The organism is Streptomyces sp. CA189 (genome assembly GCF_056428985.1).
The window spans coordinates 67,141-82,347 of sequence record NZ_JBWJVM010000017.1 but is presented as its reverse complement, the minus strand read 5'-3'; the positions used below and the strand labels follow the sequence as shown (position 1 = coordinate 82,347).

The 15,207-nt window shown below is 67.1% G+C and carries 12 protein-coding genes and 1 pseudogene; 8 read left to right on the top strand and 5 right to left on the bottom strand.

The window, feature by feature from the left end; all coding sequences use genetic code 11:
* Positions 1 to 115: 115 nt before the first annotated feature.
* The 4 genes from AC061S_RS16530 to AC061S_RS16515 all read left to right on the top strand — a co-directional run bounded on the left by AC061S_RS16530 (position 116) and on the right by AC061S_RS16515 (position 3,376).
* On the top strand, positions 116 to 538 hold the full coding sequence (locus AC061S_RS16530) for a MarR family winged helix-turn-helix transcriptional regulator (RefSeq protein WP_478686702.1): 423 nt from the start codon (positions 116 to 118) through the stop codon (positions 536 to 538).
* A gap of 168 nt (positions 539 to 706) precedes the next feature.
* Positions 707 to 1,084, top strand: a complete 378-nt coding sequence (locus tag AC061S_RS16525; protein ID WP_478686701.1) for an FKBP-type peptidyl-prolyl cis-trans isomerase — start codon at positions 707 to 709, stop codon at positions 1,082 to 1,084.
* A gap of 209 nt (positions 1,085 to 1,293) precedes the next feature.
* Positions 1,294 to 2,127 carry a PIG-L family deacetylase gene (locus tag AC061S_RS16520; RefSeq protein ID WP_478686700.1) on the top strand — a complete coding sequence of 278 codons (834 nt, stop codon included), beginning with the start codon at positions 1,294 to 1,296 and terminating at the stop codon, positions 2,125 to 2,127.
* A gap of 220 nt (positions 2,128 to 2,347) precedes the next feature.
* Positions 2,348 to 3,376: a COX15/CtaA family protein gene (locus AC061S_RS16515; RefSeq protein WP_478686699.1), complete on the top strand. Its 1,029-nt coding sequence runs from the start codon at positions 2,348 to 2,350 to the stop codon at positions 3,374 to 3,376.
* A 131-nt stretch (positions 3,377 to 3,507) separates the two neighbouring features.
* On the opposite strand, the gene AC061S_RS16510 is transcribed toward AC061S_RS16515, so the two are convergent.
* Together AC061S_RS16510 and AC061S_RS16505 are read right to left on the bottom strand one after the other, a co-directional pair.
* On the bottom strand, positions 3,508 to 4,773 hold the full coding sequence (locus tag AC061S_RS16510; protein WP_478686698.1) for an acyltransferase family protein: 1,266 nt from the start codon (positions 4,771 to 4,773) through the stop codon (positions 3,508 to 3,510).
* A gap of 2 nt (positions 4,774 to 4,775) precedes the next feature.
* Positions 4,776 to 5,165, bottom strand: a pseudogene (locus tag AC061S_RS16505) (bi-functional transferase/deacetylase); the annotation flags it as partial.
* On the opposite strand from AC061S_RS16505, the gene AC061S_RS16500 reads away from it, so the two are divergent.
* Together AC061S_RS16500 and AC061S_RS16495 are read left to right on the top strand one after the other, a co-directional pair.
* Complete coding sequence (locus AC061S_RS16500) at positions 5,163 to 5,990, top strand: hypothetical protein (RefSeq protein ID WP_478686697.1); 828 nt, start codon at positions 5,163 to 5,165, stop codon at positions 5,988 to 5,990. The pseudogene AC061S_RS16505 and the gene AC061S_RS16500 overlap by 3 nt on opposite strands.
* A 36-nt stretch (positions 5,991 to 6,026) precedes the next feature.
* Entirely contained in the window at positions 6,027 to 6,377 is a 351-nt protein-coding gene (locus tag AC061S_RS16495) for a hypothetical protein (RefSeq protein ID WP_478686696.1), read from the top strand.
* Between the two features lie 988 nt (positions 6,378 to 7,365).
* On the opposite strand, the gene AC061S_RS16490 is transcribed toward AC061S_RS16495, so the two are convergent.
* Together AC061S_RS16490 and AC061S_RS16485 are read right to left on the bottom strand one after the other, a co-directional pair.
* Complete coding sequence (locus tag AC061S_RS16490; protein ID WP_478686734.1) at positions 7,366 to 7,602, bottom strand: RHS repeat-associated core domain-containing protein; 237 nt, start codon at positions 7,600 to 7,602, stop codon at positions 7,366 to 7,368.
* Between the two features lie 283 nt (positions 7,603 to 7,885).
* Complete coding sequence (locus tag AC061S_RS16485; protein WP_478686695.1) at positions 7,886 to 12,454, bottom strand: RHS repeat-associated core domain-containing protein; 4,569 nt, start codon at positions 12,452 to 12,454, stop codon at positions 7,886 to 7,888.
* A 1,152-nt stretch (positions 12,455 to 13,606) separates the two neighbouring features.
* On the opposite strand from AC061S_RS16485, the gene AC061S_RS16480 reads away from it, so the two are divergent.
* Together AC061S_RS16480 and AC061S_RS16475 are read left to right on the top strand one after the other, a co-directional pair.
* Positions 13,607 to 14,428 carry an ISAs1 family transposase gene (locus tag AC061S_RS16480; protein ID WP_478686694.1) on the top strand — a complete coding sequence of 274 codons (822 nt, stop codon included), beginning with the start codon at positions 13,607 to 13,609 and terminating at the stop codon, positions 14,426 to 14,428.
* A complete protein-coding gene (locus AC061S_RS16475) occupies positions 14,425 to 14,670 on the top strand; it encodes a hypothetical protein (protein WP_478686693.1) in 246 nt (81 codons plus the stop codon). Before AC061S_RS16480 ends, AC061S_RS16475 begins: the two co-directional genes overlap by 4 nt.
* 96 nt (positions 14,671 to 14,766) lie before the next feature.
* Here AC061S_RS16475 and tnpA read toward each other — a convergent pair whose 3' ends face one another.
* Entirely contained in the window at positions 14,767 to 15,195 is a 429-nt protein-coding gene (gene tnpA / locus AC061S_RS16470; protein WP_478686692.1) for an IS200/IS605 family transposase, read from the bottom strand.
* Positions 15,196 to 15,207: the final 12 nt, after the last annotated feature.

Genomic DNA, 15,207 nt, shown 5'->3' with positions numbered 1-15,207 from the left:
GCTGGCGCTGAGCCCGACGAATCAAACCCTACAGCAATGCTGTTCAGTTTTGCTGTACAGCATTGCTGTGCTGGTCACGCGCGCAACGGCGCTGACCAGCGGGGTAAGGTGCCTCATGCCCACCTCGGAAGCCGCCGCCATTGCCGCCGAACTGCGCCATGCGATGGGCAAGCTCACCCGGCGCGTCAAGCACGAGGACCGCATCCCGCTGGGCCAGGTCGCCGTGCTCGGCACGCTCGACCGCGACGGCGCCATGACCACCAGCGACCTCGCCGCCGATCAGCGCGTACGGCCCCAGTCGATGGCCCGGGCGGTGGGGCTCCTCATGGAGCAGAACCTGATCACGCGCCGCGCGCACCCCACGGACGGGCGCAAGTCGCTGGTCGAACTGTCGGACGCGGGACGGGCCGCGCTCGAAGCGGAGCGCGGCCGCAGGGCCGGCTGGCTCGCGCAGGCCATCGAGGCCGAACTCACCGATGAGGAGCGGGCGGTACTCGCGCACAGCGCCGCCCTCCTGGAGCGGCTCGCCACCCGCTAGTGCGGCGCCGCCCGGCATGCGCACCGTCACGACGCCCCGGCCCGCCGCGTCGGCCGTGCTCCACCGCAGGGGAAGTGGATCAGCGGCACCCAGGGTTACGCTGCATGGAGTGACCATGCGCCCGGCTGGTCCGTACGAGGGATTCCGGCGGAGAGCGATGAGGCTGCCATGAGTGAACCGACGAAGCCGGAGATCGAACTCCCCGGGGGTGATGCTCCCCAGGAGCTGACGATCCGGGACCTCGTCGTCGGGGACGGGCCGGAGGCGAAGCCGGGCAGGGTCGTCCGAGTTCACTACGTCGGGGTCACCTTCGAGTCCGGAAGGGAGTTCGACGCCTCCTGGGACCGGGGACAGCCGTTCAAGTTCGCCGTGGGCGGTGGCAGGGTCATCAAGGGCTGGGACCGCGGGCTCAGGGGCATGAAGGTCGGCGGTCGGCGCGAGATCATCATTCCCCCGCGGCTCGGCTACGGAAACCAGTCCCCCTCGCCGCTGATCCCGGCCGGTTCAACGCTCGTCTTCGTGGTGGACCTGCTCTCCGTAGTCTGAGGAAGGCCTGCTCGTCCCCGCTGAGGCCGGGTGGCCGCACCGGGAACAGGCGGTCCGGTCCGCGCGGTTGCATCGAGGGACCGGCGCCGAACGTGCGGGGGAACAGGGAGACCACCAGGTCGTCCGCCCCACCGGGATCCGGACCCCAGGATCGCGGTACGCCCGCCGCGCACTCGGACCACGACGCATTTCTGCAGGAGGACTGTTTCATGACTGACCGGCCTTTGACGCTCATGGCTGTACACGCCCACCCCGACGACGAGGCCACGGGAACCGGCGGAGTCCTCGCCCGGTACGCGGCGGAAGGCATCCGCACGGTTCTCGTGACGTGTACGGACGGCGGTTGCGGTGACGGACCGGGGGGTGTGAAGCCGGGCGAGCCCGGGCACGATCCGGCGGCCGTCGCCGCGATGCGCCGTCGAGAACTCGAGGCGAGCTGTGCCGTCCTGAAGGTCAGTGACCTGGAAATGCTCGACTATGCCGACTCCGGAATGATGGGCTGGCCGAGCAACGACGCCCCCGGGTCCTTCTGGCAGACCCCCGTGGAGGAAGGCGCCGCCCGACTCGCGGAACTCATGCGCCACTACCGGCCCGACGTGGTCGTCACTTATGACGAGAACGGCTTCTACGGCCACCCCGACCATATCCAGGCCCACCGCATCACGATGGCGGCGCTGGAGATGACCGCGCTGACACCGAAGGTGTACTGGACGACGATGCCCCACTCCTCGATGCGGCGGTTCGGGGAGATCATGCGCGAGTTCCATGAGGACATGCCGGAGCCGGATCCCGCCGAGGCCGCCGCGATGGCCGAGATCGGCCTCCCCGACGACGAGATCAGCACGTGGGTGGACACCCTCGCGTTCAGCGGCCAGAAGTTCGACGCGCTGGCCGCGCACGCCAGTCAGGGCGAGGGCATCTTCTTCCTCAAGATGGGCGTGGAGAGGTTCGGCGAGTTGATGGGCACGGAGACCTTCGTGCGCGTCAAGGACGCCACCGGCGCGGCCCTGCCCGAGAACGATCTCTTCGCCGGACTGCGCTGATCCCCCTCCCCCGTCCGTCGCGAGACCCTCGCCGGCCTCGCGGCGGACGGCACGACGCGGCACCGTCTCGCCGACCTCGCGGGCGAACGGCGCGGCCGCGTTGCGGGCCCGCGCCCTCGCCCCCTGGGTGTACGACGCCCCGTCAGGCCCGAGTCAACGCCCGGCGTACCCTGAGGTCCCGCGCCGCGACGCGTAAAGGGAACTTGAGGAAAGGCTGATCGTGCGCACTCCCCTCTCATGGCTTGCCGACAGGTACTCGCTCGGAGCGAAAAGCGTCAGAGTGGCCGCACTGGGTTCGGTCGTGGCGAGCATCGCGATCATCGTGACCGGTGGAATCGTCCGTGTCACCGGCTCCGGTCTCGGCTGTACCGATTGGCCCATGTGTACGGGAGAGACGCTGGCCCCCACCGCGGAGATGGGGATGCACGGTGTCATCGAATTCGGGAACCGGCTTCTGACCGGGGCGCTGTGCGCGGTGGTGGGCTGGGTCATCATCACCGCGCGCCTCCAGAAAAGGCCGATGCCCGCAGTCCTGCGCGGAGGCTGGGCGCAGTTCTGGATCGTCATGCTCAACGCGGTCGTCGGCGGAGTGACCGTGTGGATGCGGCTGAGCCCGTACATCGTTGCCGCTCACTTCCTCGCCGCCACGCTGCTGCTCACCGCCGCGGTGTACACCTGGCACGCGGCGTCCGCCGATGCGGGTGCCGATGCGGGTGCGGATGGCGCGAGCGGCGAGGTCGACCGGGCCGACGCGCCGGTCCCGCTCACGCCGCGGTCCGCCGCGCGGATCCGGTCGCTGTCGGCGGCCCTGGTCGCCGTGACGGCCCTGCTGGTCGTCGTGGGCACGCTCGCCACCGGCTCCGGTCCGCACGCGGGCGACTCCTCCGATGTGCCACGGATGCCCTTCGACTGGACGGCTGTGACCATCGTCCACGGGGTGCTGGCCGGGGCGGTCCTGGTCCTGGCCGGCGCCCTGCTCTCCGCGTTGCCCAAGGACGGCTTCGGCGCCGCGCGCCGCAAGGCGGTCGCCTTCCTGGCCGTGCTCCTGAGCCAGGGCCTCGTGGGGCTGGTGCAGTCGGTGACGGCCCTGCCCTCGCTCCTCGTGATGCTCCATCTGCTGGGCGCGGCCCTCGTGTGGATCGGAGTGCTGCAGGTGCACTTGACCGCCAAGAGGGCCCTTTCCTGCTCTTCGGGTCCGCTCAGCGATGCGCCGCTGCCGCGTGCGCGGGGCGCCGCGAGACACGTCTGATCCGCCGCGAGAATGCCCGCCCGAACTGGGCCCCGTAACTGCGCGCCCTGGGCGAGCGCGTGCTGCGAGCCGCCACCGCGGAGCGGCCGGAAGCCGGGCGGTGGACGGCCCCCGGTGCAGGCGCAGACCCGTCAGTCGGCGGCCCGGCGTCTGCCCCGTTGGCGGCGCGGGTAGGGCAGGAGGCGCGGCGAGCGTTTGGCGGCCACGTCCTCGACCCAGCCGAAGGTCAGCACCAGCAGGGCGACCAGCGGGATCGCCACCAGCAGCGTGAACCACTGGCTGGCCAGCAGCCACTGGAAGTTGTCGTAGACGAAGGGGACGCTCCAGAGGGGGTCGATCAGCGGGATCGCGGCCACCAGTGCGACCTGGTGCCACAGATAGACGCTGACAGCGCGTGAGTTGAGCAGGCTGACCAGGCCGTTCCACCGCTCCAGCAGCCTGGGCCACTGATCCCAGGACGGGCTCACGTGGAGCAGGATGGCGACGAAGCCCAGGGACCACAGGGCCTGGGCGATCGGCCAGGACTCGATGTCGGTGTGCACGGTCGGATCGACCGGCCGGGTCTGCAGGTACCAGAAGCCGGCCACCATGACGAGCGGCGCGACGGACGGCAGTACGTACTGCGGGATCTTCTTGAGCAGCCCCTCCTGGTGGGCCATGCCGAGGATCCAGCAGGAGCCGAACATGGTGAAGTCGTTGGCGGTCTCCCAGACCCGGCCGTAGACGAACTCCTGGTCGGCGAAGAACGTGTTCATGACGATCAACAGCGCCAGGGGGCTGAACAGCGTCACCCACGGAAGCCTTCGCAGCGCCCAGAGCATCAGCGGCGAGAGCAGCACGTACCAGAGGCAGGCCCGGAGGTACCAGAGCGGGACGGTGATCTGCAGGGCCCAGCCTCCTTCCACCCGGCCGAAACCGGGCAGGCCCTCCCCGTACGGCGGAGTGCTCAGCGGCAGGATCCAGAACGCCAGCTTGATCCACCACCAGGTGGGGTGACCGTCGGAGTCGGGGCCCCAGCCGTCGAGGATCTGGAGGGTGATCAGGACGGCGCCGAACAGCCACATCGGCGGCAGCAGCCGGCGCAGTCGGCCGCGGATCACGCGGAGAGCGGGACGGCTGAGCGAACGGGCCATCAGCGAGCCGGCCAGCGCGAACATCACGCCCATGGACGGAAAGACGAGGGGCAGCCAGAACCAGCCGAAGTTGTGGTAAATCATCACGCGGACCAGCGCCAGCGCGCGCAGCAGGTCGAGATAGCGGTCGCGGCCGCCCTTGCGCGGGGACGGCGCCTCGGGCTCCGGCTCCGGCACCGGGTCCGGCCCCGGCTGTCGCGGAATGGCGAGGACCCTCAACTGGACGGTGTCCTGCGGTCGCCCGCGGTCGATGAATGCAGTCATGGTCAGACCTCCACCGGTACAGCGACCTCACCGGTGCGCCGGAGCTTCTGCCAGCGCAGTCGGCCACCGGTCATCGCCGTGATCGCGGACTGCAACAGGACGATGTACATCAGCTGTCGGTAGACCAGTTGCTGGATCGGCAGGCTGATCAGGTGCCAGGGCTTCTCGTGGTCGAGGTGGAAGGCGTACCAGGACAGTGCGGCCTGGAGCAGGATGAAGCCGCCCCAGCTGGTGAGGGTGATGCCGGCGTCGCCGAAGAACACGCCGTACAGCAGGAAGAGGTCGACCAGCGGCGCCAGCAGCGGGGCGATCACGCCGAACAGCACGACGAGCGGCAGCCCGACCCGGCCGAAGCGCCCGGCCGGGCCTCGGGAGGTCACCGCGCCGCGGTGCAAGACCGTCTCCGGGCCTGGGCAGAGAGGGAGCTCCTGCCCCTGCGCATTCAGCAGGCCGAGCGGACCGCGCTCCTCCTCGGGGACTCCGTCTACTTCCCTGCCTGGGACCCGGCCAAGGGCCGCGTCCTGCTGCGATCCTGGGACCCGGGCCTCTACTTCGCCGAGTGGCCGGACGACGAGCAGGACTCAGGCGAGTTCCCAACCCGCGTGCACCTTGCCTGGGAGATCCCCGGGGACGTACGCCGCGGCACCAAGGCCAGGCTCCGCCGCATCACCTACGAGCTCGCACCGATCGCGCCAGCAAGCCGCCCCGCCATGACCAAGGATGGAGCTCAAGTCCGTGAGCCGGTTGTCGGAGACGACGGCATCGCTCTGCTGGTGCCCGGCGATGCCCAGGACCTCAAGACCGGTGTCATCACCCGCACCTACCCGTGGGCGGCAGGACGACCCTCCGCGTACACGTGCTACCTCACCGACGCCGAATGGGAACTAGACGACCTCAAACACTCCGACCTGCTGTACGACCCGCCCCTCCACAAGGCGACCTTCCGAGCCCGCTCCGACCGTGAAGTCCTCGACCGGCTCGATCTCCAGGTCGACTTCATACCGCTCATCCACATCACCAACAACATCCCTCACTCCGATGACCACTGGGGAAAGCCCACCCTGGCCACCGTCCTCCAAGCCCTTGACGAGCTGTCCGCAACAGACACGGACGCCTCCGGAGCGAGCGCCACGACCGGCTCCCCGATCATCGGCCTCGCCGGCGCCAGACTGCCGATCGACCGGAACACGGGGCAGCCCTGGCCAGTGAAGGTCTGAGCGGGCACTGTGTGGCAGCTCAACGATGGCGGCCGCATGGACGTCCTCGACACCTCCGCCCAACTCGCCGAACTCCGATCACGCGTCGACCACCTCCTCGACCGGATCGCCGCCAACAGCCGCATCACCGCTGCGGGCCTCGGAACCCTCGACCCCACCGCCCTACCCTTCGGTTATGCCCTACAACTCGCCCTCGGGCCTCTGGACTCCCTCGTCGCCTCCATGCGTCTGGCCAGAGCCCACAAGTACGCGATCATGCTGCGCCTCCACCAGGCCGGACAAGCGCAGGGGTGGACCATCCAGGTGGGCGAGTGGTCCCGCTGGTCGATCGTTGGGGCTCGCGTCCGAGACCCCGCCCGCCTGGACCTGGGGCTCCCCTGTGGGTGAGGCTCCCCGGGACGCGGAAGCTGGCGAGCACGGGGTGTCGGTAGGCGCAGCAGGCCCCCACCGGGCGATGCCCGGTGGGGGCCTGCTGCGTGCCGCTCACGGCAGATGGGTCTCCCGCCAACCGGTCAGCTCCGCCACGCGGGCGTCGAACCGGCGGTCGAGGAACGACATCAGGGCCACCAGAGTCAGGCATTCGTCGGTCGTCGCCCCTGCCGCGGCGGCGCTCGGTCTGTCCCCGGTGCTCGCCGGTAAGCGTCGTGCCGCAGTCGGCGGACACCGGCCGTCGCTTCTGCCGCTCCGCCGCCGCGTGGGCCACCGTCTGCGCGCGGCCCGGGCGAGCTCCTTCTCGTACCGCCCCGGCGGGGACGAAGAAGGCGCTGACGCTGAACCAACCGCAGGCGGCTTCACAGCAGCAGGTCGGCCTCCGCCGGCGAAGCCGGTCCGGGGCGGTCATCCCGCGCTGGGCCCCCGCCTTGACGCTCTCAAACGAGTTGACCCGCCCCGTCATTGACAGGGCGGGTCCTGACCTCTTCAGAGAGACTGGCTATACCGGTTGGTGCCGGGCTATCCGACCTTCCTCTGGTTTCTTTTGTAGGCGGTAAACAGTGCGGCAACACCACCTACAGCGAAGACGCAGGTGAGCCATGCCGCGCTCTGGGTCGCGAATACCATTGCGAGCCCCAGAAACAATATGGCTATGAACAGATCCAGGGCAACGAGGAGTCTGAACTTCACCGTCTGATCAAATTCGGCCATCTAGCACCTATTCCGCATAGAGACTTATGCAGCCACCCGTAAATCTCACCCATCCGGCCATAATGGCGATATAGTCAGCGTACAGTCTCAGGACTTCCCGTACAGCCTTAACCCATCCGCTCACTCAGGGCATGGGTATGGAGAAGAATGTGGCTGCTGACCCAGCTCTCCACTCCATCCATTCTGTTTCCGAAGCGTTCAATTTAACGAGGATGTGCTTGTAGGGCGACCACTAGCGGCTCCAGGTACTGTACGACCACTTACCGCTCAAGTCCGTGCGGTTTATCGGGTCGCCGTAGCAGTACTTGTACGGGTTGGCGTTGCCGCCATAGACCGGGTCGATTGACAGGAAGCGGCCGCCGTCCGGGTTGAATCCAGATTTCTTGCCCGGCGATCCAAACGAAACCGCAGGTCGATCGCATTCGCGCGGCCGACCAACGGCCTGGCCGAAATCGTCCCACGAAAGAATCCGAAACGGCCCGTCGATATCGACGGGCCGTCCAGAAATATTGAGACTAGCTCGTCGGTGAGTGTTTACTCAGTCTCGTCGAGCCGCCTCATTCCAATGGATGATCAAATAGACGCAGCGAGCAATTATCGTCGCCGCTGCAATCGTTACCACTGCCCTGATTGTGATGGAAGAGTCACCTGAGAACGTGGCGACCGTCAGGGTAATTGCGATAACGATCGAGATCCAGGGAATTGCGCGCGTTAGAATGCCATCGTTTCCCAACGGATTCTTCACGCCTCATTCACCACCGTGAACATGTCGCAAAAGTAGCCCAGTTATACCCGCCATGGTAAACGACGTGGACTCGGAGGCACTTACCGTACCGGCTGGCCCACCAAGCCATAGCGCCGTAAGCGAGGAGGGAATAGTATGCTACCCGGCCGACGAAGCCCATGTTCTTCAGTCCACCGATAGCGGCTACGGCCCAGCCTCCTCCGGCGGCGACGGCATCATTTTGTCGCTTAGACAAGGTGATGGTCACCTTGTACCAACCCCAGCTAACCGAGTACAAGCCGGTCAGGTCATACATGTTCAGAGGGTCGGCCGGATATATATAGGCGTTGGCATTACCGCCGTATACAGGGTCGAGGGAGAGGAATCGTCCCGTGTTCGGGTTGTACAGCCGGGCACCCATCAGTATGGCGCCGTTGGTGGTCTCGGCGGACCGCTGATAGTTACCGAGCCAGCCGTAGCGGGCGGCTGCGGAGCCGGTTGCCTTTGGCTGGCCGAACTCGTCGGAATCCACCAGGGTGGGGCTCTTAGTGGTGTCCAGCGGCACGCTCAGGTTGGTGTCACCGTGGATGTTGGTGAACATAAGGACGGTGTCGCCGGTCTTGCTCGTGGTGGCGGCCATGCCCCCGGTCAGACCGGCCACGTTGCGCGTGACGGCTCCGGAGGCGGTGTCCTCGGTGATCCAGCGCGGGTTGTCGCATTCGCAGCTGTAGTGGTTCACCTTCGTGCCGGTCGGCACCCAGCTGCCCGTGGCGTTCGACTCCGTGGTGAAGGAGCGGCGACGGAGGGTGGAGTCCAGCTGCCAGGTCTGCCGCTGGCTGCCACTGACCTGCTGGTAGACGAGGTCGTTCCAGTAGTACCCCACGGTGCTTCCGGGCATCGCCGTGGTCCGGCCGAGCGCGTCGTAGGTGTATCCGGCGTCGACGATCCGGTCGGCGCTGTCATAGCTGTGGTTGACGGTGGTTCCGCCCGTGCTGCACGCCGCGCCGGCGATGCCGGTGGTGGTGGTCAGCGCGGTGCGGTTGGAGTGCCGGTCCAGGGTGTACGCGCGGTCGGTGCACACGCCGCCAGCGGTGTCCTGAGTCTCGACCAAGCGGCCGGCCTTGTCATAGCTGTACTTCTGGCTACTCAGGGTGGCGCTGTTGGCATGAGTGGTGACCTGGCCGAAGACCGAGCGGGAGACGCTGTCGGACATCACGGTGCTGCCGTCGGAGTCCTTGGTGTAGGTACGGTCGACGGTCTGCCCGGCGGTGTCCTGGGTCTGGTTGAGGGTGTAACCGCCGGGCAGGTGCTCGGTGGAGACGGTGCCATTCGGGCCGTAGGCGGCGGTGAACGTGCCGGCTACCGAGTCGACGACCTTCGTCGGGAGGCCGCGGGGTTCGGCGGCTGAGTCGTAGCTGTAGGTGGTGGTCGACGGAACGTTGTCCGAGGCGGTAATGATCCGGCCCAGCTGGTCGTAGCTGGTGGTGGTGGTGCCGCCGTCGGCGTCGGTGTACGAGATCGGCCGGCCCAGCTTGTCGTAGGCGCGGGTGACCGTGCCGCTGCTGGTGGACGAAGTGGTGGTGGTTCGCCCGTTGGTAGAACTGTAGGCGTTGGTGCTGTCGGAGATCGCCTGACCGAGGTTGCCGGTCATGTGCGTGGTGGTGAGCCGACCCGCGGCGTCGTAGCTGAGGAAGGTGTTGCGGTACGAGCTGCCACTGCCCTCGTTGGTCTCGGAGACCTGGCCGTAGCGGTTGTACTCGTACGAGGTGTCCGGCAGCTTCGTCGGGTTGCTGCCGCCGCCGGTGATGTCACCCGCCGGGCCGGTCCAGCAGACCTGGTCAGCCCACTCAGGGCGGCCCTTGCACCAGCCCGTGCCGTCACCCTTCCAGTAAACCGTCACCCGGGAGCCGGCGCCCGCGCCGTTGGCACCAGGAAGGTCCTGGCTGACGATCCGGCCCTGCGCGTCGTAGCCAGTGCCGTAGCTGAGGGCGGCGCCGGCGCCGTCCACAATGTTCAGCTTGGGAAGACCCTTGGTCCAGTCGTACTGGGTCTGGGAAACGCGCGTGTTGGTCTGCAAGGAGTTGAAGCCGCGGACCCGCAGACCGGAGGTGACGATGGTCAGCAGGTCGGAGGCCACAGCAGTACCGTCCGTCGGACGGCCGGTGTCGTACTCCTTCACCGCCCATGGCCGACCGGTCACCGAGGTGCCGGCCTTGATCAGGAGAGTGGTGCCTGACATGAAGTCCGAGACCAGGTCGAGGCGGCGCAGCGGCCCGAAGACCTCCAGCTCGCGCTGCCCGTCGCCGCTCCAATACGAGTAGTCCTCAAGCTGCTCGGCGCGATCGGCGCTGCTGAGCGAGCCGATGCCGAGGTCCGCCTGCGTGGCTTTGTCAGCGTCGGTGAGGCCGAGCGCGACCGAGCGGTTGGCCGGGCTGAGCGACCGGGTGACGTTGCCGAATCGGTCGTACTGGGTGGTGTTGATGTAGCCACCGGGATCGGCGACGTTGACGTCGCGACCGGAGGCATCAACATACTGGACGGCGGCGCGGCCATAGGAGGTGCCGGTCAGGGACGAACCGTCGTTCGAAGCCGGAACCTGGTCGGCAGGGAAGATGGCGGTGGCGTCAGTCGGTGCGACAGCCTGGTGCCAGTTCTTCACGTCTGCCGTGGCGAGCTGGTACGGCGCGTTGGAGCCGCTGACCGGCACGTTGTAGACAACGGTGGTGACGGCGTTGGTGCCGTCGGTGGTGCTCGCAGAACCCGCAGCAAGGTTGGCCCGGGAGACGTTGAGCAGCATGCCGTCACCGGCCACCGAGGAGCTGCCAACCTTGGCGTAACTCATCGTCCAGGGAAGCTCGCCCGGAGGCGTCAGGGTCGCTACCCGGCCGGCCGTGTCGTACCCGTAGGCGGTCTTGAGCGGGGAGGACAGTCGCGGGTCCCAGACGTCACGCAGGCGGCCCAAGACGTCGTAGGCGTAGGACGCCACGGCGGTGGAGGTACTCGACGTCCCACCGGGCACGGTCGACCACAGCTTGATCTGGCTGACCTGCCCGGCGAAGTCACCTGAGGTGCTCGCGGTGGCGCTGGTGGCGGTCGCGTACTCGAACTCCAGCACCCGGCAGCCCGCAGTAGACGGCGTGGTAGCGCAGGTGGCGGCGGTGACCGCGCTGGTCGGGGCGACGACATACTTCGGTCGCGCGAGGACCTCGCCGCTCAAGGTGACCTTCTCCGAGACGACAGTCGTCGTGGAGTTCGTGGTCGCCAGGAAGCTGCTCGCGAACGCCCAAGTGGTCGCCGCCGGGTCAACCTTGGCGAAGGTCGCGGTGCGGCCGTCAGTGTCCTTCAAACTGAAGGAACCGGTCAGTGAGCCCGTGAGGGTGAGGTTCACGACGCCGGGCTCTGCCTCCCAGCTGCCGGACACGGCGGTGAAGCCGATCCGCTGACCCGCCTCGTTTACCGCGGCAACCGAGGTGGCCGAGGTCTTCTCGATTGCCACCCAGTCGGTGCCAGTGGTCTCGGCGCGGACGCCCGACGACCACTGCGGACCGAAGATCGAGGCCTGGCCGGCCCGCGTGGAACCGGCGTCAGGCTGTCGCGAGGACGCGGTGCGAGAGACGCTCAGGCCGAAGAACGACACGTCGCTCGAGTCGAGCGCGAAGTCGCCGGTGAGCATGTTGACGTTGCCGGGGCCGATGTTGCGGACGGGGGCGGCGCCTGCGATCCGGTCGAGCGTCACGGTCGAGACCTGGGTGTAGCCGGTACCGCCGGCCTTGGTGAACTTGGCTTGGACGTCGACCGGGCTGTCTGCGGAAAGAGTGTCCTTGACGTTCCAAGTCAGAGCCGCCGAGGCGCCGCCGGAGACGGCGAGCGGCCAGGCGACGGCCGAGCCGTCGGAGGTCCGGGTGACCTTGGCGGCGGGGACGTCTTTCCAGCTGTCCGTCTCGCCGAGCCGGTACTGGTAGGTGACGCCGGTGTAATCGGTGGCGCCCACGGCCGACAGCGAAAGCCGGCTGGCGGTGCGCTCGCCGCCGAGCGGGGTGAGCAGAGCTGCCCCGCCCTCGCCGACACCGAAGCTGTAACCGGTGGTGTTCACCGACTGGTTGCCGGCGGCGTCGATGGTTCGGGCGTAGAGGGTGTGCCACCCGGTGCCCGCGCCGATGCTGATGGTCAGCGGCTTGCCCGTGCCGCTGCCGGAGGTGTCCATTACGCGCTGGGTCGCGGAAGAGTCGTCGATTCCCCATGCGTAACCCTGGCCGTCGCCGGCCGTGGTGGTCAGCGTGCACTGGGTGCCGTCCGGCACCGAAGCGGTCCAGCCGCCAGTCGTGACGCCGGCGCAGCTGATGGTGGGCGCGGCGGGTCGGCCACTGTCCACGGTGTAGGCGGTGTAGCCGCTCCAGCTACCGTAGTTGGTGCCGTCATATGCCCGGACCCGCAGCCGCAGATGCTTGCCGTCCGGGAGGTCATTGGCCGCCGGGAGGGTGTGCACGGCAACCGCGCCCGACGAGGTACGGCCAGACAGGCCCGTGTAGTTGTAAGTCGTGTCGTTGACGGCCGGGTCGGGCGTGAGCTCGAACTGGGCCTGAATAGTTACCCGCATCGGCCGTTGCAACGGCACGGAAGGTCGGGGTTGCGCTGGTCGTGTAATTGACCTGGCTGTGGGAATTCAGCGACCAGGGAGAGAGACCTGTAACGCTGGGTACCGAAGGCGGAACCGTGGCGGCCGAGGCGACGGCAGGCGCGAGCGCCCACTCCGTGCCCTGGATGACCGTTACTGAGACTGCGAGCGAGACACCGATGGCTATCAGCCTCTGCCGGCTGCCAGGTCTCTGGCGTGCGAGAGCGCGCACCTTGAGGACACCGTCCTTGCAAATGGGGTGGCATAAGTCACAAGTGATCTTGTGGCGGCGAGCAGCCTACTGCCTCCACTCGTCAGCGGTGACCGCTGCTGGGCATTCGATTCAGGTTGCCCTATTTGTCCCTACAATCAAGAGGAGCCTTCGCGTATTACTGGGAGGTAATGCTCGGTTCCCACGATTCCGAGGGCGACGGATTGCTCCTTCCTACCCACGATGGAAAAGCTGACAGGTCGTCAGGCCAGTGCAGCAGTACGCGCTTTAGTGTTATTGACAAGTCAGGAAGGCTGTGCGCCAGGGCGAGGTGTGACTGCAAGTGAGCCAGCGGCGGCGGACATGGCTGGTGCGCTTGGCCGGCAGGTGATAAACCTCGTCACCGCAGTGGGATTCGCGGTGAATCACCTGCGAGAGTGTGGGCGAGTGCGACAGCATGTGATTCAGGGAGGGCCAGTGAGGGATCCGTTCAAGGATGGCGACACCGTCGATAAGGTCATGCCGTGGCTCTTGCTCGGTACGTACTGCATTGACGGTGCTTTGCGGAGATATATCCACGTACCGAAACGGGGGCTCGGTGGGCTGGCCGGTAGCGGCCGCTGGGAGCATGGCACTCTTCAGCCTGTACCGCATCTACCGCCAGTTGCGAGGGCTCCGACGCGCCTCGGAACCTGACCATCACGGCTGACAACAGCGGCGGATGACAGCAGATCTCGGCACCCGTTGACGGAATCGACGCCAAGTAGCCAGGCGGCAGACGTCGCCAGGTTCGGACGGTCGACCTCACTGATAGGTGCGGTGGTGGATGGCGCGCTCGTACTCGGCGATCGGCCAGGGGTTCGCGAACGCTCGGCAGCACGCCCTGGCCCGCCTCGGCGCTCGCGTGGCGGGGTGCGTTGGGGGTGCGCATCGCGCCGAGTGCCGCCACGATCCGACGTGTCTTCAACCTGCTCTGTCGCGGCGGCCTGGCCGACCTGACCGGCGCCGATCCCAGCGGCGCCCGGTCGCTGGCTGTGGACGGCAAGGCCGCCCGAGACTCCAGACACGGCCACACACCCGCCGCCCACCTGCTGGCCGCCATGCCCGGCGACGGGCAGACCCTCACCCAGCTGCGGGTTCCGGACAAGACGAACGAAATCACCTGCTTCGCCGCGCTGTTGGAGCCCTTCGACCTGACCGGGGTCACCGTCACCGCTGAAGCCCTGCACACCCAGCGCGCCCGCACGCAGTTCCTGGTGGAGGAGAAGAAGGCGCATTACCTGCTGGTGGGTCAAGGCCAACCAGCCGGGCTCGGTCGGCAGCTGCGGTCGCTGCCGTGGAAGGACGTCACCGCACGGCGCTATGACCGCGAGGTCGGCCACGGCCACACGGAGACCCGGGCGACCAGAGCCCTCGCGGTCACTGACATCGACCTCGGCTCCCCCCACGCCGTCCAGGCCGTGCACATCCTGCGCCACCGCACCGACCTCAAGACCGGCACCGTCAGCCGCCAGACCATCTACGCGATCACCGGCCTGACCTCGCAAGAAGCCTCGCCCCAGCGCCTGGGCCAACTCTCCGGGTCACAGTGGACCATCGAGAACCGGCTCCACTTCGTCCGCGACACCACCCTTCGGAGAGGACGCCTCGAAGGCTCGACACCACGAGCTGGTTCAAGGCCGATCCGCCGGACCGGGTCACCCGCGCGCTCAAGAAGCAGCGCCTCGATGGCTGGCACATCATGATGATCACCTTCGTGGACGGAAAGGTCACCTATTCACTGGACGGCAAGGATCTGTTCACCAGCTCCGGCAAATACGTCCCGCGCGAGAAGATGGACATGCATTTCAGCAACTGGTTCATCGACCTTCCCTTCACCGGTGGTTCGCGCACGTGGAACATGAAGGTCAACTGGTTCTACTACAAGGCCGGTGAGGCCGTTTCCCGGGCCGATGTCCAGAAGACGGTGGACGGATTCTACCTCTGATCTTGGCTAGTGCTCCGCTCTTCAGGGCGGGGGTGAAGGCCATCCTTGGCCCGGAGGCGCGGAGCGCCGGAGTGCTCTGCCTCTCCGGGGTGACGGTCAGACAGGACGCTGCTGGTTTTCGATGTACTGCTTGACGACGGTCAGGGGTGCTCCGCCGCATGATCCGGCGAAGTAGGAGCCGGACCAGAAGTGTCCGCCCCACAGGTACCTGCGGACGTGGCTGTCGTATTCCTGGCGGAGCCTGCGGGAGCTGACGCCCTTGAGGGAGTTGACCAGCTTGGAGAGCTGGACTTTCGGCGGGTAGTGCACGAGCAGGTGCACATGGTCCTGTTCTCCGTTGAACTGCTTCAGCTCAGCCTCGAAGTCGGCGCAGACCTCCCGCATGATCTCTTCGGTACGGGTCAGCATGGCGTCGGTGAACGCTTTCCGCCTGTACTTGGTGACGAAAACCAAGTGAACGTGCAGGTTGTAGACAATATGGCGACCGGTTCTGACATCGGGATTCGGGTTCCAGCGCGGCGACATAAACCAATGCTA